At 73.1% G+C, this 16,910-nt stretch carries 17 protein-coding genes; 11 read left to right on the forward strand and 6 right to left on the reverse strand.

Going from position 1 to position 16,910, the window contains the following annotated elements:
- Nucleotide 1 precedes the first annotated feature (1 nt).
- Nucleotides 2-421 carry a gamma-glutamylcyclotransferase family protein gene (locus ACIRG6_RS02510; protein ID WP_403320337.1) on the reverse strand — a complete coding sequence of 140 codons (420 nt, stop codon included), beginning with the start codon at nucleotides 419-421 and terminating at the stop codon, nucleotides 2-4.
- A 125-nt stretch (nucleotides 422-546) separates the two neighbouring features.
- Between ACIRG6_RS02510 and ACIRG6_RS02515 the strand changes: the two genes are divergently transcribed.
- Complete coding sequence (locus ACIRG6_RS02515) at nucleotides 547-2,190, forward strand: M4 family metallopeptidase (protein ID WP_403320338.1); 1,644 nt, start codon at nucleotides 547-549, stop codon at nucleotides 2,188-2,190.
- 61 nt (nucleotides 2,191-2,251) lie between these two features.
- Here the strand turns inward: ACIRG6_RS02515 and ACIRG6_RS02520 are convergent, their stop codons facing one another.
- Nucleotides 2,252-2,836: an NADPH-dependent FMN reductase gene (locus ACIRG6_RS02520; RefSeq protein ID WP_350719762.1), complete on the reverse strand. Its 585-nt coding sequence runs from the start codon at nucleotides 2,834-2,836 to the stop codon at nucleotides 2,252-2,254.
- Between the two features lie 292 nt (nucleotides 2,837-3,128).
- Between ACIRG6_RS02520 and ACIRG6_RS02525 the strand changes: the two genes are divergently transcribed.
- Nucleotides 3,129-3,656, forward strand: coding sequence for a hypothetical protein (locus ACIRG6_RS02525; protein ID WP_364685184.1), 528 nt, complete (start codon nucleotides 3,129-3,131; stop codon nucleotides 3,654-3,656).
- A gap of 112 nt (nucleotides 3,657-3,768) precedes the next feature.
- Nucleotides 3,769-4,392, forward strand: a complete 624-nt coding sequence (locus tag ACIRG6_RS02530) for a class F sortase (RefSeq protein WP_364685186.1) — start codon at nucleotides 3,769-3,771, stop codon at nucleotides 4,390-4,392.
- Here the strand turns inward: ACIRG6_RS02530 and ACIRG6_RS02535 are convergent.
- Nucleotides 4,330-4,719, reverse strand: coding sequence for a winged helix-turn-helix transcriptional regulator (locus ACIRG6_RS02535; protein WP_350719768.1), 390 nt, complete (start codon nucleotides 4,717-4,719; stop codon nucleotides 4,330-4,332). The genes ACIRG6_RS02530 and ACIRG6_RS02535 overlap by 63 nt on opposite strands.
- 106 nt (nucleotides 4,720-4,825) lie before the next feature.
- Between ACIRG6_RS02535 and ACIRG6_RS02540 the strand changes: the two genes are divergently transcribed.
- Entirely contained in the window at nucleotides 4,826-5,728 is a 903-nt protein-coding gene (locus ACIRG6_RS02540) for an NAD(P)-dependent oxidoreductase (protein WP_364685189.1), read from the forward strand.
- On the opposite strand, the gene ACIRG6_RS02545 is transcribed toward ACIRG6_RS02540, so the two are convergent.
- Complete coding sequence (locus tag ACIRG6_RS02545) at nucleotides 5,725-6,507, reverse strand: sulfite exporter TauE/SafE family protein (RefSeq protein ID WP_364685191.1); 783 nt, start codon at nucleotides 6,505-6,507, stop codon at nucleotides 5,725-5,727. The genes ACIRG6_RS02540 and ACIRG6_RS02545 overlap by 4 nt on opposite strands.
- A 244-nt stretch (nucleotides 6,508-6,751) precedes the next feature.
- Between ACIRG6_RS02545 and ACIRG6_RS02550 the strand changes: the two genes are divergently transcribed.
- From ACIRG6_RS02550 to ACIRG6_RS02575, 6 genes are all read left to right on the forward strand, one after another.
- Nucleotides 6,752-7,969, forward strand: a complete 1,218-nt coding sequence (locus tag ACIRG6_RS02550) for an NAD(P)/FAD-dependent oxidoreductase (protein WP_403320342.1) — start codon at nucleotides 6,752-6,754, stop codon at nucleotides 7,967-7,969.
- Nucleotides 7,969-10,578, forward strand: a complete 2,610-nt coding sequence (nirB, locus tag ACIRG6_RS02555) for a nitrite reductase large subunit NirB (protein ID WP_403320344.1) — start codon at nucleotides 7,969-7,971, stop codon at nucleotides 10,576-10,578. Before ACIRG6_RS02550 ends, nirB begins: the two co-directional genes overlap by 1 nt.
- Nucleotides 10,575-10,940 carry a nitrite reductase small subunit NirD gene (gene nirD / locus ACIRG6_RS02560; RefSeq protein ID WP_350719778.1) on the forward strand — a complete coding sequence of 122 codons (366 nt, stop codon included), beginning with the start codon at nucleotides 10,575-10,577 and terminating at the stop codon, nucleotides 10,938-10,940. Before nirB ends, nirD begins: the two co-directional genes overlap by 4 nt.
- Before the next feature lie 46 nt (nucleotides 10,941-10,986).
- A complete protein-coding gene (locus tag ACIRG6_RS02565) occupies nucleotides 10,987-11,571 on the forward strand; it encodes a TetR/AcrR family transcriptional regulator (RefSeq protein ID WP_364685197.1) in 585 nt (194 codons plus the stop codon).
- Nucleotides 11,572-11,643: 72 nt separating this feature from the next.
- Nucleotides 11,644-12,411 (forward strand): SDR family NAD(P)-dependent oxidoreductase, encoded by a 768-nt coding sequence (locus ACIRG6_RS02570; RefSeq protein ID WP_403320346.1) that lies wholly within the window; start codon nucleotides 11,644-11,646, stop codon nucleotides 12,409-12,411.
- A 159-nt stretch (nucleotides 12,412-12,570) separates the two neighbouring features.
- On the forward strand, nucleotides 12,571-13,725 hold the full coding sequence (locus ACIRG6_RS02575; RefSeq protein WP_403320349.1) for an alkaline phosphatase PhoX: 1,155 nt from the start codon (nucleotides 12,571-12,573) through the stop codon (nucleotides 13,723-13,725).
- A 76-nt stretch (nucleotides 13,726-13,801) separates the two neighbouring features.
- Here ACIRG6_RS02575 and ACIRG6_RS02580 read toward each other — a convergent pair whose 3' ends face one another.
- The gene (locus ACIRG6_RS02580) at nucleotides 13,802-14,734 is read right to left on the reverse strand and encodes an oxidoreductase (protein ID WP_364685207.1); all 933 of its coding nucleotides are present in this window, start codon (nucleotides 14,732-14,734) and stop codon (nucleotides 13,802-13,804) included.
- 187 nt (nucleotides 14,735-14,921) lie between these two features.
- Between ACIRG6_RS02580 and ACIRG6_RS02585 the strand changes: the two genes are divergently transcribed.
- Entirely contained in the window at nucleotides 14,922-15,395 is a 474-nt protein-coding gene (locus ACIRG6_RS02585; RefSeq protein WP_403320352.1) for an excalibur calcium-binding domain-containing protein, read from the forward strand.
- 57 nt (nucleotides 15,396-15,452) lie between these two features.
- Here ACIRG6_RS02585 and ACIRG6_RS02590 read toward each other — a convergent pair whose 3' ends face one another.
- Complete coding sequence (locus ACIRG6_RS02590; protein WP_364685213.1) at nucleotides 15,453-16,658, reverse strand: acyltransferase family protein; 1,206 nt, start codon at nucleotides 16,656-16,658, stop codon at nucleotides 15,453-15,455.
- Between the last annotated feature and the right edge of the window lie 252 nt (nucleotides 16,659-16,910).

A 16,910-nucleotide genomic window follows, 5' to 3' on the forward strand; every position in this document is an offset into this window, starting at 1 on the left:
GTCACCGGGCCCACCAGTCGCCGCTCTCGATCAGGACGCCGCGCGCCCGCAGCCGGGCGGCGACGGCCGGGGCGGCGACGTACACCCAGGCGCGCACGGGCGTCCCGTCGGCGTCCCGGACTACGTCCCTGGCCACGCGGTCGTAGAGGTTGCGCGGGTCGCCCGGCACGTATTCCTCCAGCCGGTCGAGGGCGGCCAGCAGGTCGTCGTACGCCTCCGGCGAAGGGGTCACGAGGTCGCCGCGGACCACGCCGCCGTCGTCCTCGACGGCGTAGGGGTAGCCGGGGCCGGAATACAGCGCGGCGCCGGTGAGGCGGGCGGGTTCCTCGGCCCGGGTGCGACCGCTGAGGAAACGGGCGTGGTGGGGGCCGCCGGGACGGAGCGTCCCGTAGACGAAGAACGGCAGGTGTTCGGCATCCACGGGAGTCATTCTCTCCCCTCACGATCTCCACGTGAGCGCTATGGACATGACATGCGGCGGCCCTCTTGAATCCGAGTCAGCACCAGCGTCCCCACGCGCCCAAAGCGCCTGTCCCGAGGAGATCGATGAGCCGAATACGGCACGTCGGAGTTTCCCGCCCCACCACGGTCGGCATCGCCGCCACCGCAGCCTCCCTCCTGGTCGCCGTCCTCGCCCCCACCGCGGGCGCCGCCGACGGACCGACCCCCGCCACCGCCCTCGACCACGCGGCGGCGGCCCTCGCGGACCACGCCACCAGCCTGGGCCTGACCGGCGCCCAGGACACGCGGGTCCGTGACGTCATCGTCGACGCGGACGGCACCCAGCACGTCCGCTACGACCGCACCTACCGCGAACTCCCCGTCCTCGGCGGAGACTTCGTCGTCCACCTCGCCCTCGACGGCGACTACCGGGGCGCCGACCGCGCGACGACGACGTCCGTCTCCCTGTCCACCGTCGCACCGAAGCTGTCGGCTCCCCGGGCCGCCGACCTGGCCGCGAACGCGCTGCGCGCCGCCAACCCGGGCGAGCTCCTGAAGCGGCTCACCGCCAAGCCCGAACTGGTCGTCGACGCCCTGCACGGCGCCCCGAAGCTGGCCTGGCGCACGAACGCGGCGGCGCTGGACTCCCTCGGCAACCCGGTCGCGCGCACGGTGCTCACCGACGCGCGCACGGGCGCCCGCATCGACGCCTGGGACACCATCGAGTCGGCCTCGGGCGACGGCCGGTCGCTGTACGGCGGCACGGTGCCGCTCCAGACGACGCAGTCGGGGTCGGCGTACCAGCTCAAGGACGCGACGCGCGGCGGCACGTACACGGGCGACGCGGCCAACAAGACCGATCTGTGCTTCCTGACCCTCTGCCTCAGCCGGGCGCCCTCGACGGTGTTCACGGACGCCGACAACCACTGGGGCACGGGCACGGCCGCCGACCGCGCCTCCGCCGCGGTGGACGCGCAGTACGGCACCGACGTGACGTGGGACTACTACCGGAACGTCCACGGGCGGACCGGCATCGCGGGCGACGGCAAGGGCTCCTACAACCGGGTGCACTACGGCACCCGGTACAACAACGCCTTCTGGGACGACACGTGCTTCTGCATGACGTACGGCGACGGTGACGGGACGACCTTCGGGCCGCTGGTGTCGCTGGACGTCGCCGGGCACGAGATGTCGCACGGGGTGACGTCGTCGACGGCGGCGCTGACGTACTCGGGCGAGTCCGGCGGCCTGAACGAGGCCACCTCCGACATCTTCGGCACGCTGGTGGAGTGGTACGCGGGCAACTCCGCCGACGCCGGGGACTATCTGATCGGCGAGAAGGTCGTCCGCTCCGGCTTCGGGCGCGACGCCCTGCGCTACATGGACCGGCCGAGCAGGGACGGCGCCTCCGCGGACTGCTGGAGCACCTCGGTCGGCGATCTCGACGTCCACTACTCGTCCGGCGTCGCGAACCACTTCGCGTACCTGCTGGCCGAGGGCAGCGGCGCGCGGACCGTGGGCGGGGTGAGGTACGACTCCCCCACCTGCGACGGCTCCACGGTGACCGGGATCGGCCGGGACAAGCTGGGCGCCATCTGGTACCGGGCGCTGACGGTCCACATGACCTCGTCCACGGACTACGCGGGGGCGCGCGCCGCCACCCTGAGCGCGGCCGAGGACCTGTACGGCGCCGGCAGCACCGAGTACGCCGCGGTGGGCGCGGCGTGGAGCGCGGTGAACGTGGGCTGACCGCTCATGCGTACACGGCGGCGGCCGGCATCCTTCCCGGGGTGCCGGCCGCCGTGCGGTGTCACGCGCCGTAGGGCCGCTTCTCCCTCGCCTCCCGCAACGCCCGCCCCCACCAGACCAGTTCGTCCAGCATGGTCTTGGCCGCCGCGTCCGGGCCGGAGGGGTCCCGGAGCGTGCCGGCGTCGTCGAAGGCCGCGCCCGCGTTGTGGAAGGAGACCGTGTCGCGGACGGTGACGGCGTGCAGTTCGGCGAAGACCTGACGCAGGTGCTCCACGGCGCGCAGGCCGCCGGCGAGACCGCCGTAGGAGACGAGGCCGACGGGCTTGGCCCGCCACTCGCCGTAGTGCCAGTCGACGAGGTTCTTCAGGCCCGCCGGGAACGAGTGGTTGTACTCGGGGGTGAGGACGACGAACGCGTCGGCGCCCGCCAGCTTGGGAGTGATCCCCGCCAGCGCGGCGGTCGCCTCCGGGGTCCGGGCGAGGTCCGTGGGCAGGTCGGCCCCGGCGACGTCCACGACCTCGGGGACCAGGTCGTCGCGGTCGCGGAGGTGATCCAGCAGCCAGTCGGCGACGACGGGGCCGAAACGGCCGTGGCGGTTGCTGCCGACGATCAGGGTCACGCGGAGGGGAGCGGTCTCTGTGGTCATGCGGAACACCCTGGTACCTCAACTTTGCTTCAGGTCAAGCCCGTGCCTCCGGCGCCCCGTCGCTGACGCCCGGTCACCCGTTCACCCGCGCGCCGCGCACCCTTCCGGATCTTTTCCTCCACCGGCCCGTACCGCCGCGGTGACCTGCGAAAACGCGATCACCGGCGGACTCGTCGGGCTCGTCGGTGACACCCGTTCATCCCATTCCCGGGGCGCGCTCGACAAGCGGGGCACGCCCGGTGCCGATTTCCTCGATAGGGCAGGGGCCACCGAAGAGCTCGAAGGAGCACCCATGCGACGCACCGCCCGCCTGCTGACCGGTACCGCGCTCGCCGTCGCGGCCGCGGGACTCACCACCGCGCCCGCCTACGGCGGGGACTCCGCGGCCACCGGCCGACTAGAGGTGTCCCCCTCCTCGGTCGTGCCGGGTGACGAGGCCGTCGTGACCACCTCGGCGTGCGGCGAGGACGGTGCCGCGACGGGCGACGCCGGCGCGGTGGGCGCGGGCCGGTTCCCGCTGGCGCCGGACACGCCCGGGGACGAGGTCGTCGGGCGGTTCGACGTACCGCCGAGCGCGCAGCCGGGGACGTACGAGATCGTCACCACGTGCGCGAGCGGCCGTCGGGTGACGGGCGACCTGGTGGTCACGCTGACCCGCACCCGTGAGCAGGTGTACCCCCGAGGAAGCGTCAAGACGGGGGTCGGCGGCGCTCTTGGCCCCGACCCCGTGCAGACCGCGGCCGGCGTGACGGCTCTCGCCGTCGCCGCCGCGGGCGGTACCTGGCTCCTGCATCGCCGGGCGAGAGGCGACGGGATCTGACGGGCACCCTCCGCTGCCCGTCCGCCGGTACCGCACTTCCCCACCCCCTCCGGGTCCGATGCCCCTCGCGGCCCGGAGGGGGCAGGGGATCCCCCGAGGGAGAGTGGTCGTCATGCGCAGGGTCGGCAACACCGCGATAGCGGCCGTCACCGCGGTCGCCCTGGGCGCCGGGGCGTATCTCCTCGGCGGCGGCTTGGAGACCGGGACCGCACCGCCCCAGCCGTCGGCCGCGCAGGCCGGTTCGGGGCGGACGGGGGAGGCGCCCGGCGCACCGGCGCTGCCGCCCTCCCCGCCCGACCGCGTCCGCGTCCCGTCGATCGGCGTGGACGCCCCGCTGACCGGCCTCGGACTGACACCCACGGGCAGTCTTGACGTCCCGCCCGCCGGGGAGAAGAACCTCGCCGGCTGGTACGAGGCGGGCACCACACCCGGCGAGACGGGCACCGCGATCGTCGCCGGACACGTCGACAACGCGGAGGGACCCGCCGTCTTCTACCGGCTCGGCGCCCTGAAGAAGGGCGCCGTGATCGAGGTCGACCGGCGCGACGGCGGCGTCGCGGTGTTCACCGTGGACGCGGTGGAGGTGTACGCGGCGACGGACTTCCCCGACGAGAAGGTGTACGGCGCGGCGGACCGCCCCGAACTGCGCGTCATCACCTGCGGCGGCGGCTACTCACGCGGTACCGGGTACCAGGGGAACGTGGTCGTCTTCGCCCACCTCACCGGCAGCCGGTGAGACGTTCAGGACGTTCGCCCTGCCCCAGACGCCGAGCGGCGCCAGCGCTTCGTTGAGGGTGACGCCCCGGGCGGTCAGCGAGTACTCGACGCGCGGCGGCACCTCGCCGTACTCCTCACGGTGCACGATGCCGTCGGCCTCCAGCTCCCGCAGCTGCGCGGCGAGCACCTTCTCCGTCACACCGGGCAGCTCGCGGCGCAGCGCGCCGAAACGGCACGTCCCCTCGCCGAGCGCCCAGAGGATCAGCACCTTCCACTTGCCGCCGATGACGTCCATCGCCGCGTCGATCCCGCAGATGTACGCCCCCGGCCGCCGTGCCGTCCCCATACCCGTCCCCCGTCCCTGCCCACTGCCTGCATCCTTCCCCCGAGGTAACCACCCACTTCGAAGTACGTACTTGAGCGGCCGTGCCCCTCGGCGGAGCCTGATCACCATGACTGACAAGGCATCCGCTTCCCGTATTCCGCTCACCGTCCTCGGCACCGGCGCCATGGGCACCGCACTCGTCCGCGCCTGGCTCGCCGCCGGGCACCCCGTGACCGTCTGGAACCGGACCCCCGCCCGCGCCGAGGCCCTCGCCGCCGAGGGCGCTACGGTCGCGCCGAGCGCCGCCGCGGCGGTGGCCGCGAGCCGCCTGGTGATCGCCTGCCTGCTCGACGACGCCTCGGTCGGCGAAGCCCTCGACGGGGCCGACCTGACCGGGCGGGACCTGGTGAACCTCACCACCGGCACGCCCGCCCAGGGCCGCGCCCGCGCCGCGTGGGCGACGGCACGCGGGGCCCGTTTCCTGGACGGCGGGATCATGGCCGTACCGCCGATGATCGGGGACGCCGGCTCCGGCGGGTACGTCTTCTACAGCGGCTCCGCCGAGCTGTTCGAGGAGCACCGGGACACCCTCGCCGTCCCGGCCGGCACCCGTTACGTGGGCGAGGACGCGGGCTTCGCGGCGCTGCACGACGTGGCGCTGCTGAGCGCGATGAGCGGCATGTTCGCGGGCATCATGCACGCGTTCGCGCTGATCGGCCCGGAGGACATCGCCCCGAAGGACTTCGCGCCGCTGCTGGTGTCGTGGCTCGGCGCGATGTCCGGCTCGGCCCATCTGGCGGCCGACCAGATCGAGAGCGGCGACTACGGCAAGGGCGTCGTCTCCAACCTCGCGATGCAGGTGGCGGGCAACGCGACGCTGCTGCGCACGGCCGAGGAGCAGGGGGTGAGCCCGGAGCTGCTGACGCCGTACACGGCGCTGATGGAGCGGTGGCTCGCCGAGGGGCACGGGGAGGAGGACACGACCGGGATGGTGGAGCTGCTGGACCTGCGGCGGGGCGGCAAGGCCTAGGCCAGCCACTGCTCGTACGCGAGGTTCGCCACCAGGGCGAAGACGACCGTCAGCAGGACGACGCGGACGAAGCCGCTGCCCTTCTTGAGGGCCGTGTGGGCGCCGAACATGCCGCCGGCGAGGTTGAAGACGGCCATCAGGGCGGCCAGCTGCCACAGCACCGCGCCCTGCCAGGCGAAGGTGGCGAGGGCGCCCGCGTTGGTGCAGCAGTTGACGATCTTGGCGGTGGCGGAGGCCGTCACCAGGTCCAGGTGCAGGACGGCGGTGAGCGCCAGAACCAGGAAGGTGCCGGTGCCGGGGCCGATCAGGCCGTCGTAGAAGCCGATGCCGAGGCCCGCGAGACCGATCGCGGCGAGGATCTGGCGGCGGGTGGCCGGGCCGGGGGCCGGGGCGGTGCCGAAGGCCGGGCGCAGGATCACGAAGGCCGCGACGGCGAGCAGCACCACCATGATCACCGGCTTGAGCACCCCGGTGCTCATCCCGGCGGCGAAGAAGGCCCCGCCGGAGGACCCGGCGAGGGCCGCCAGGCCGATGCGCACGGCGGTGCGGACGTCCACGGGCGCCTTGCGGGCGTACGTCACCGCCGCGCCCGTGGTGCCGACGATGGCGACCGCCTTGTTCGTGCCCAGGGCGTGCGCGGCCGGCGTCCCGGCGGGCAGGCCGAGCAGCAGCGCCGGCAGCAGCAGGAGCCCGCCGCCGCCCACCACGGCGTCGATCCACCCGGCCGCGAAGGCGGCGAGGCACAGCAGGACGACCGTGGTCAGCGATATGTCGGGCATGATCGCGACCCTAGGGACGGAATGGATGTGCCGTCCATCGAGATGAGGGACTTCTGAGGTTCGCGGACGGGCCCGGCCCCCCTCGCGAACGGGCCCCGCACCCCTCCCGGACGGGCCCGGCACCCGTCCCCGACGGGGCCCCGCACCCCCTCACACCCACCCCCCGCCCCCGCTGAGGGCAGCGTTCCCCGTGGGAAACAGTGGGGATGCCATCGGGTAACACCCCCGCCGCACGCTCGTTGCCATGACCTCGAATGCGCGTGTGGTGGTGATCGGCGCCGGGCTCGCGGGTGTGACGCTCGCCCGGCGGCTCGGTGAGCTCGGCACGTCCGCACTGCTGGTCGGCGACGAGGAGCACCGCCCGTACAACCGGGTGCTGCTCGCGGAGGTGCTGGCCGGACGGTTCGGCCCCGAGGTGACCGCCCTGCCGGCGCCCGCGGAGCTGACCCGCGCCCGGGTCACCGGCATCGACCGGGCCGGGCGGACGGTGCGCTGCGCCGACGGCTCGGTGATCGCATACGACACGCTGGTCCTCGCCACCGGCTCCAACGCCGTGCTCCCGCCGCTGCGCGGCCTGTTCACCCCGGACCGCGAACTGCCCGAGGGCGTGCACGCGTTCCGCACCATGGACGACTGCCTGGGCCTGTCCAAGGCGGTACGGCCGGGGGTGCGGGCGGTCGTCGTCGGCGGGGGGCTGCTCGGCGTCTCCGCCGCCCGCGCGCTCGCCGTGCGCGGCGCGCAGGTCGTCCTCGCCCAGCAGTCCGAGCGGCTGATGGAACGCCAGCTCGACCCGGCCGCCTCCACGCTCGTCCGGCGCCATCTGGAGGACCTCGGTGTCGAAGTGCACACCGAGTGCCGGGTGCGAGACGTGCGCCCGGTCGGCGGGGCGGTGCGGTCGGTCGAGTTGGCCGACGGATACGCCCTCGGCGCCGACCTGGTGGTCCTCGCCTGCGGGGTCCGGCCCCGCGTCGGTCTCGCGCAGGCGGCGGGCCTGGACGTCGCGAAGGGCGTGGTCGTCGACGACGAGCTGCGCACGTCCGACCCGCACATCCGCGCCGTCGGCGACTGCGCCGAGCACGCGGGCACGGTCTACGGACTGGCCGCGCCCGCCCTCGAACAGGCCGGTGTGCTGGCCGCGCTGCTGGCCGGCGACCGCGCCGCCCGCTACACCGGCACCCGGTCCCTGACCCGGCTCACCCTCACCGGGCCGGACAGCCCCTTCGACCTCGCCGCGTTCGGCGAGACCGACCCCCGCCCCGGCGACGACGTCGTGCAGCTCGCCGACGCCACCCGGGGCACCTACCGCAAGGTCGTCGTCCGCGACGACCGGCTGGTCGGCGGGGTCCTGGTCGGCGAACTCGGCACCGTCGGCGCGCTGGCGCGCGCCTGGGAGGGAGCAGAGCCGCTCCCCTCCGACGGCGGCCCCCTGCTCCACCTGCTCACCAACGACGGAGGCTCCTGATGACCGCCACCCCGGGGCCCACCCCCACCCTCGTGCTCGTCGGCCACGGCATGGTCGGCCAGCGCTTCCTCGAGGCGCTCGCCGAGCGCGGCCTGACCGCCACGCACCGCGTGGTCGTGCTGTGCGAGGAGCCGCGTCCGGCGTACGACCGCGTCCAGCTCACCTCGTACTTCTCGGGCAAGTCCGCCGAGGACCTGTCGATGACCGACCCGGCCTTCATCGCCGGGCACGGCATCGAGCTGCACGTCGGCGACCCGGCCGAGACGATCGACCGCGACGCCCGCCGGGTGACCGCCCGATCGGGGCTGACCGTCGACTACGACGTCCTGGTCCTGGCCACCGGCTCCTACCCCTTCGTCCCGCCGGTCCCCGGCAAGGACGCCGCGGGCTGCTTCGTCTACCGCACGATCGAGGACCTCCTCGCCATCGAGGAGTACGCGAAGAACGCGACGACCGGCGCGGTGGTCGGCGGCGGGCTGCTCGGCCTGGAGGCGGCGGGCGCGCTCAAGGGACTCGGACTCACCTCGCACATCGTGGAGTTCGCGCCGCGCCTGATGCCGGTGCAGGTCGACGAGGGCGGCGGCGCCGCGCTGCTGCGCACCATCGAGGAGATGGGCCTGTCCGTCCACACGGGCGTCGGCACGCAGGAGATCGTGACCGGCGACGACGGCGCCGTCACCGGCATGAAGCTGTCCGACGGCTCCGAACTCGCCACCGACCTGGTGGTGTTCAGCGCCGGTGTCCGCCCCCGCGACCAGCTCGCCCGGGACTGCGGCCTCGCGGTCGGCGAGCGCGGCGGCATCAGCGTGGACGAGCAGTGCCGCACGGTCACCGACCCGCACGTGTTCGCGATCGGCGAGTGCGCGCTCGCCGCCGACGGACGGGTGTACGGCCTGGTGGCCCCCGGGTACGAGCAGGCCGAGACGGCCGCCGCGACCATCGCCCGGGACGAGGCGGCCTTCACCGGCGCCGACCTGTCCACCAAGCTGAAGCTGCTCGGCGTGGACGTGGCGTCCTTCGGCGACGCGCACGGCACCGCCGAGGACTGCCTGGACGTCGTCTACTCCGACTCGCGCGCCGGCCTGTACAAGAAGCTGGTCATCGGCCGCGACGGCACGCTGCTCGGCGGCATCCTGGTCGGCGACGCGGAGGCGTACGGCACGCTGCGCGCCTTCACCGGCTCGGTCCCGCCGGTCTCGCCGGAGTCCCTGGTGCTGCCCGCCGGTGCCGGGGCGCCGGCCCAGCTGGGTCCGTCCGCCCTGCCCGACGAGGCGGTGATCTGCTCCTGCCACAACGTCACCAAGGGCGCGATCCGCGGCGCGGTCAACGACCACCGGTGCACGACCGTGCCCGAGGTGAAGAAGTGCACCAAGGCCGGCACCGGCTGCGGCTCCTGCGTCAAGGTGCTCGGCCAGCTGGTCACCGCCGAGCTGGAGGCGAGCGGCGTCGAGGTCGACAAGGGCCTGTGCGGCTGCTTCGCGCAGACCCGCGAGGAGCTGTACGAGATCGTCCTCGCCCTGCGGATCACCTCCTACCAGGAGCTCCTCGACCGGCACGGCCGCGAGGACGCCCGGGGCGGTGACGGCTGCGAGGTCTGCAAGCCGGCGGTCGGCTCGATCATCGCCTCCCTCGCCCCGGCGATCGGCGCGAGCGGCTACGTCCTGGAGGGCGAGCAGGCGGCCCTCCAGGACACCAACGACCACTTCCTGGCCAACCTCCAGAAGAACGGCTCGTACTCGGTCGTGCCGCGCATCCCGGGCGGCGAGATCGCCCCGGAGAAGCTCATCGTCATCGGCGAGATCGCCCGCGACTTCGGGCTCTACACGAAGATCACCGGCGGCCAGCGCATCGACATGTTCGGCGCCCGCGTCGAACAGCTCCCGGTGATCTGGGCCCGGCTGGTGGACGCCGGCTTCGAGTCGGGGCACGCGTACGGGAAGTCGCTGCGCACCGTGAAGTCCTGCGTGGGGCAGACCTGGTGCCGCTACGGCGTCCAGGACTCCGTGCGCATGGCGATCGACCTGGAGCTGCGCTACCGGGGACTCAGGTCCCCGCACAAGCTCAAGTCGGCGGTCTCGGGCTGCGCCCGCGAGTGCGCGGAGGCCCGGTCGAAGGACTTCGGCGTGATCGCCACCTCCAACGGCTGGAACCTGTACGTGGGCGGCAACGGCGGCGCCACCCCGCGCCACGCGGATCTGCTCGCGCAGGACCTGTCCGACGCCGAACTGGTCCGCCTGATCGACCGGTTCCTGATGTTCTACATCCGCACCGCCGACAAGCTGGAACGCACCTCCACGTGGCTGGAGCGCATCCCCGGCGGCCTGGACCACGTCCGGGACGTGGTGGTGCACGACTCGCTCGGCATCTGCGACGAGCTGGAGTCCCTGATGCGGGCGCACGTGTCCCACTACCGCGACGAGTGGGCCGAGACCATCAACGACCCCGAGAAGCTGGCCCGGTTCGTGTCCTTCGTCAACGCGCCGGACACGCCCGACCCGGTCGTCGGCTTCGTGCCCGAACGCGACCAGATGAAGCCCGACCTGCCGCTGCTGACCATCGGCATGCGGCGCACCGAGGAAGACGTCCTGGAAGGAAGCACCCGGCGATGACCCTGGCACCCCAGACCCTGGCACCCGAGACGACCGACCTGAAGGTCCGGCTGAGGCTGACGGACGACTGGTTCACGGCCTGCGACCTCGGCGCCCTGCTCCCCGGCCGAGGCGTGGCAGCCCTGCTGCCGGACGGCGGGCAGGTGGCCCTGTTCCGCGACCGCTGCGGCGAGCTGTACGCCATCGACAACCGCGACCCGTTCACCGGCGCGGCCGTCCTCTCCCGCGGTCTGACCGGCAGTCACCGGGGCCGCCCCTTCGTCGCCTCCCCGCTGCTCAAGCAGCGCTTCGACCTGACGACCGGGCAGTGCCTGGACGACGAGACGGTGCGGGTGGCGACGTACGAGGTGAAGGCCGCCTGACCGATCTTCTTGACCGTTCGTTTCAGAAAGCCCTAGGCTGCGACACGTGGCCAGGACCAAGGAGTTCGATCCGGACGCCGCGCTGCGGGCAGCCCTGGAGCTGTTCTGGCGGCGCGGCTACGAGGCGACGTCGATGTCCGACCTCGTGGAGCATCTCGGCGTCGGGCGCGCCAGCCTCTACGCGACCTTCGGCAACAAGCGCGAGCTGTACCTGAAGGCACTGGAGCGCTACGAGCAGGGGCTGCTCCCGGACCTGCTGGCGGACCTGGCCCGGCCGGGCCCGGCCCTGCCGGGCGTGCGGTCCCTGGTGCGGCGCTACGCCGTCGAGGCGACCGCCGAGGACCTGCGGGAACGCGGCTGCTTCGTCACCAACACGGCCGCCGAGCTGGCCCCGCACGACCCGGTCGCCGCGCGGCGGGTCGAGCGCAACTGGGACCAGCTCGAAACGGTGCTGCACTCGTCGCTGGTCCGCGCCCGCGACCAGGGCGAACTGCCCCCCGGCCGCGACCCGGTGGCCCTCGCCCGGATGCTGCTGGTCCTGCTCCAGGGCATGCGGGTGGTCGGCAAGGCGTCGGCGGACCCGGCGCGGGTGCGGGACGCGGCGGAACAGGTCCTGGCACTGCTCGACTGAGACACCCCTCCGACGGAGGGGTGTTTTTCCGCCCTCATAATGAACCGATCGGTCAAGAAAAAGGGGAGATTCATGACCACCCAGCGCTTCACCGGCAGGACCGCTCTCGTCACCGGCGCCGGCTCCGGCATCGGACGGGCCGTCGCCCTGGCCTTCGCCCGGGAGGGCGCGAACCTCGTCGTCGCCGGGCGCAGATGGGAGCCGCTGGACGAGACGGTGACCCTGATCGAGGAGGCGGGCGGCAAGGCGCTGGCCGTCGCCGCCGACGTCTCCCGTGCCGCCGACATCCGGGCCGTCGTGGAGGCCGCCGTCGACCGCTTCGGCTCGCTGGACGTGGCCGTCAACAACGCGGGCGTCTTCCGCGGCGGAACCCCCGTGGCCGACCTGGCCGAGGAGGACTGGCACGCGCAGCTCGACATCAACGTCACCGGCGTGTTCCTCGCCCTCCAGGCGGAGGTCCGCCGGATGCGCACCCAGCCGGCCGGCGGGGCGATCGTGAACATCGCCTCGACCTTCGGCCTGCACAAGCGCAGCGCGGGCGCCACCGCCTACGCCGCCACCAAGGCGGCGGTCTCGGTGCTCACACGGGGCGCCGCCCTGGACCACATCGCCGACGGCGTCCGCATCAACGCCGTCAGCCCGGGCGCCACGGCGACCTCCATGTCCCTGCGGCCCGGCGAGACGGAGGCCGGGCGGGCGGAGCGCATGCGGGGCGAGACGCCGCTCGGCCGGGTCTCGTCGGTGGAGGAGGTCACCGCGGCCGTGCTGTACCTGGCGTCGGACGACGCGTCGTCGGTGGTGGGCACCGACCTGGTCGTGGACGGCGGCCAGACCGCCTGAGCCACCCCCGGCCAGAACCCGTCCACCCGGGGAGCGGGACGCGCCGCCCAGCCGTCACGAATTGTCCATGGACCGTCAACCCAGCCGCCCTAGGGTCCATGACCGCACGCTCCCGCCGCCGGCCGGCGGCGGGAGAGGTCATGACACCCGGAGGCAGCAGTGGATCGTCGTACCCTCCTGCGCACGGCCGTCGTCGGCGGCTCGGCCGTCCTCGGCGGAACCCTGTGGCGCGGTGCCGCGTACGCCGCCCCCGCCCAGCCCGGCAGCGGACCGTACGGAGCGCTCGGCTCGCCCGACGCCAACGGCATCCGCCTGCCCGCCGGCTTCACCAGCAGGGTGATCGCCCGCTCCGGCCAGAAGGTCGCGGGCACCTCGTACACCTGGCACAACGCTCCGGACGGCGGCGCCTGCTACGCGGACGGCTCCGGCTGGATCTACGTCTCCAACTCGGAGATCAACCCCTCCGGCGGCGCGAGCGCCGTGCGGTTCTCGTCCACCGGGGCGATCACGTCGGCGTACAGCGTGCTCTCCGGCACCCGGCAGAACTGCGCGGGCGGCCGGACCCCGTGGAACACCTGGCTGTCCTGCGAGGAGGTGGACCGCGGCTACGTCTTCGAGACCGACCCGTGGGGCGTGAAGGCCGCGGTGCGGCGGGACGCCATGGGCCGCTTCAAGCACGAGGCGGCGGCGGCCGACCCGGCCCGGGGGGTCGTGTACCTGACGGAGGACGTCACCGACGGCTGCTTCTACCGCTTCCGCCCGACGACCTGGGGCGACCTGTCCTCCGGCACGCTGGAGGTGCTGGTCGCCGGGGCGGCCACCAGCGGCCCGGTGACCTGGACGCGGGTGCCCGACCCGTCCGGCGCCACGGCCACCCGGAACCAGGTCTCCGGCGCCAAGCGTTTCAACGGCGGCGAGGGCTGCTACTACGCGGACGACACCTGCTGGTTCACCACCAAGGGCGACAACCGCGTCTGGCAGTACAACGCGGCCGCCCAGACCATCGAACTGGCCTACGACGACTCCCTGGTGACGTCCGGCACGGCTCCGCTGACCGGGGTCGACAACGTCACCGGCAGCTCCTCCGGTGACCTGTTCGTGGCGGAGGACGGCGGCAACATGGAGATCTGCGTGATCACGCCGAACGACGTGATCGCCCCCTTCCTGCGCATCGACGGCCAGTCCGGCTCGGAGATCACCGGCCCGGCGTTCTCCCCCGACGGCACACGGCTGTACTTCTCCAGCCAGCGGGGCACGAGCGGGAGTTCGTCCGGCGGGATCACCTACGAGGTCCGCGGACCGTTCCGGGCCTAGGTCGTGTCCGCACGATCCCTCCTGCCCTCCGGGCGGACGGAGGGACTGTGCGGACACGAACCGGTACGCCCCGCGCTCAGGTCCGCAGCGCCTCGTACGTGACCCCCGTCAGCCGCTCGGAGGCGGCCCACAGCCGCTCCCCCATCGCGTCGTCACGCGTCCGGGGCGCCCGCCAGGACGGTGCGGGCTCCCCGCGCCACATCGCGAAGGACGGGCCGGTGAAGGAGTCGGGGGCCACGGCGGGCGCGGTGGCCGCGTACAGGACGGGCAGCGCACCCGCCTCGGCGGGCTGGGCGACGACCCGGTTGGCGAGCAGCATCAGGTGCTCGGCGAGACGCCGCCCCTCGGCGCGCGGCCCGGCGGTCTGCAGGTTGGTCTCCGCGTACCCCGGGTGCGCGGCGGCCGCCGTCACGTCCGGGCCGCCGTCCCGCGCCGCCAGCCGGCGCGCGAGTTCGTGCGTGAAGAGCAGGTTGGCGGACTTCGAGCGGGCGTAGGCGCTCCACCGCCCGTAGCGCCGCACGTTGTTGAGGTCGCGCGGATCGACGTCGGCCAGTGCGTGCAGCATGCTGGAGACGGTGACGATCCGGGCGCCGGGCGCGGCGAGCAGCGCCGGCAGCAGCAGTCCGGTCAGGGCGAAGTGCCCCAGGTGGTTGACGCCGAAGTGGGTCTCGAACCCGTCCGCCGTCGTGCCGTAGGGCAGGGCCATCACCCCGGCGTTGTTGACCAGCAGGTCGACCCGCCCGTACGGCAGTGCGCTCACGAACTTCCGTACGGAGGCCAGGTCGCCGAGGTCGAGCCGCGCCAGTTCCACCTCGGCGTGCGGCACCTCGCCGGTCAGCCGCTCCACGGCGGCCTCGCCCCGCGCCTCGTCACGGCACGCGAGCACGACCCGCGCCCCCTTGCGCGCCAGTTCCCGGGCGACCACGTATCCGAGTCCGCTGTTGGCCCCGGTGACGACGGCGGTCCGCCCGCCCTGGTCAGGGATGTCGCGCACACTCCAGCCGGCCATCCACGGCTCCTTCCCGATCTCCCGGACCCCACCTCACCGTACGCGCCGGAAGGCCGGGAGCGGACAGTTACCGTCCGGTCACGTCACGTTCCCGTCACGGCTCCTCCATATCGCCACCACCCTCCCGTCACCTCACTAGCTTCGGCTGCTCCGACACAGCCGCTCCACACCATTCCCGGGACACTCGATGAACCTGCTCCGCAAGCCGGCCGCCGTGGCCGTCGCCGCCCTGGCCCTGGCCGCCCTGCCGGCCGTCGCCGAGGCACACGACGGCACCCACCCCTTCAAGAACTGCACCGAGGCGTACGACGCCGGGTACTCCAACATCGAGAAGGGCGACGAGCACTACGGCGAGCACCTCGACCGGGACAAGGACGGCGTCGGCTGCGACAAGCCGCCCGCGGACTTCGTGCCCGCCGACGACAAGGGCACGGACGCCGGGACGGACACGGACTCGGACACTGACACCGGCACCGGCACCGACAAGGCCGGCGGCCAGGCCGGAGGCGACCAGGCCGCCGGGAAGCAGGGCACCGACCTGGCCGAGACCGGCGGCGACGACAGCACCCCGTACCTCGCGGCGGGCGGCGCGGCCGTCGTGCTCGCCGGCGGCGGCCTGCTCCTGGCGGCGCGCAGGCGCCGGGACGCCGGCACCCGCTGACCGGCTCCGGAACGGCGAGGGGCCGGGAACGACTCGCTCCCGGCCCGTCCCGCCCGCTCAGCGGCGTCGCTTGGGCGGTTCCAGACTGAACGCGGCACTGCTCAGCAGCCGCCGCATGGCCAGCGCGATGGGGCGTTCCACGAACCGCTGCACGAGGTAGGACAGCAGGATCAGGCCCGCCACGGTGGCCCCGACCAGAAGCCAGGGATCGACCCGGTCACCGAAGTGGTGGGCGATGGTCATGCCGATGACGTCGTGCAGCAGGTAGAGCGGGAAGGTCAGCGTCCCCGCGACCGTCAGTCCCCGCCAGCGGATCCTGCTGGTCCAGCCGAGCGCGATCACCGCGATCAGCAGGAAGAACACCGTGGTCACCAGGACCAGCCAGCCGCGCCACGGCGCCCAGGTCTCCCAGTTGTTGCGGCCCCCACGCGGCGCCAGCAGGAAGTGCAGCGCCAGCAGCCACGACATGGCGACGATGCCCCACAGCAGCGGCGTCGGCCGGTAGCGGTACATGAGGTAGAAGGCCATGCCCGCGATGAAGAACGGCGCGGACGTCGGGTTCACCATCAGGGTGAGCAGCGGTATGTGGGCGCTGGGCGCCAGCACCGCGGCGACCGTCCACAGCCCGCAGAAGATGACCACGCGCTGATAGGTGAGTCCCTTCCACACCACCACCACGAAGGTGAGGTAGAAGCAGAGCTCCGGCCAGAGCGTCCAGTAGACCGAGTCCAGGTTGTCCACCCCGAGCGGGGTCTGCAGCATCGTCAGGTTGGCGAACAGCACCCGCGGGTTGGGGTGCCCGAACGGGGTGTCGAAGAGGTAGACGACGCTCGCCGACACCGCGATCGCCACCCAGTACATGGGATACAGCCGGGTGACGCGGGAGATGAAGAAGTCGCGCGGGGTTCGCCCCCACGCGCTCATACAGATGACGAAGCCGCTGATCAGGAAGAACAGGTCGACGCCGAGCCGTCCGAAGGCGAAGTAGCGGTGCGCGTCGGGGAAGGTCTCCTGGTACGGGCGGCCCCAGATGGCGATCATGCCCCAGGGGGTCTGGCCGACGAAGTGGAAGAGCACCACCGCGAGGGCCGCCAGGAACCGCAGCCCGTCCAGCGCGGCGAGCCGGTTGCCGCGGACGACCGGCCCGGCCGGGGCCTCCACGCGCGCACCGGCAGCGGGCGGGGGCACTTCCGGCGCCACCACCTCGCCACCGTCGTGCTCCGCGGCCTTGTCGACCGGACTTGCCTGCTCCGTCTGGGACATCCGTCCACCATTTCCGGCGTCGTTTTACTACTGTCAGGGGCGTAGGACCATCGTGCAGATGACCAACGGGTGAACCCGATGGTTGTGGTGCGACTTTGAAAGAAGAGTCACACCCCTGACACAGCCCACGCACAACTGGCGGCGGACGCACGGAGACGCGAGGGGCGGCACCCCCGCACAGGGTGCCGCCCCTTCTCGTGAGCCGGAGCCGCCGCCGATCGGTGAGGGTGGTCGGGTGACAGACGGCGGCTC

Origin of the sequence: Streptomyces flaveolus, from assembly GCF_044765825.1 — a bacterium.
Lineage (GTDB): Bacteria > Actinomycetota > Actinomycetes > Streptomycetales > Streptomycetaceae > Streptomyces > Streptomyces flaveolus.

Bases quoted from the DNA above. Each gene is read 5' to 3' on its own strand.
- ACIRG6_RS02515 (WP_403320338.1), top strand. From the start codon at position 547: ATGAGCCGAATACGGCACGTCGGAGTTTCCCGCCCCACCACGGTCGGC.
- ACIRG6_RS02520 (WP_350719762.1), bottom strand. From the start codon at position 2,836: ATGACCACAGAGACCGCTCCCCTCCGCGTGACCCTGATCGTCGGCAGC.
- ACIRG6_RS02525 (WP_364685184.1), top strand. From the start codon at position 3,129: ATGCGACGCACCGCCCGCCTGCTGACCGGTACCGCGCTCGCCGTCGCG.
- ACIRG6_RS02530 (WP_364685186.1), top strand. From the start codon at position 3,769: ATGCGCAGGGTCGGCAACACCGCGATAGCGGCCGTCACCGCGGTCGCC.
- ACIRG6_RS02535 (WP_350719768.1), bottom strand. From the start codon at position 4,719: ATGGGGACGGCACGGCGGCCGGGGGCGTACATCTGCGGGATCGACGCG.
- ACIRG6_RS02540 (WP_364685189.1), top strand. From the start codon at position 4,826: ATGACTGACAAGGCATCCGCTTCCCGTATTCCGCTCACCGTCCTCGGC.
- ACIRG6_RS02545 (WP_364685191.1), bottom strand. From the start codon at position 6,507: ATGCCCGACATATCGCTGACCACGGTCGTCCTGCTGTGCCTCGCCGCC.
- ACIRG6_RS02550 (WP_403320342.1), top strand. From the start codon at position 6,752: ATGACCTCGAATGCGCGTGTGGTGGTGATCGGCGCCGGGCTCGCGGGT.
- nirB (WP_403320344.1), top strand. From the start codon at position 7,969: ATGACCGCCACCCCGGGGCCCACCCCCACCCTCGTGCTCGTCGGCCAC.
- nirD (WP_350719778.1), top strand. From the start codon at position 10,575: ATGACCCTGGCACCCCAGACCCTGGCACCCGAGACGACCGACCTGAAG.
- ACIRG6_RS02570 (WP_403320346.1), top strand. From the start codon at position 11,644: ATGACCACCCAGCGCTTCACCGGCAGGACCGCTCTCGTCACCGGCGCC.
- ACIRG6_RS02580 (WP_364685207.1), bottom strand. From the start codon at position 14,734: ATGGCCGGCTGGAGTGTGCGCGACATCCCTGACCAGGGCGGGCGGACC.
- ACIRG6_RS02585 (WP_403320352.1), top strand. From the start codon at position 14,922: ATGAACCTGCTCCGCAAGCCGGCCGCCGTGGCCGTCGCCGCCCTGGCC.
- ACIRG6_RS02590 (WP_364685213.1), bottom strand. From the start codon at position 16,658: ATGTCCCAGACGGAGCAGGCAAGTCCGGTCGACAAGGCCGCGGAGCAC.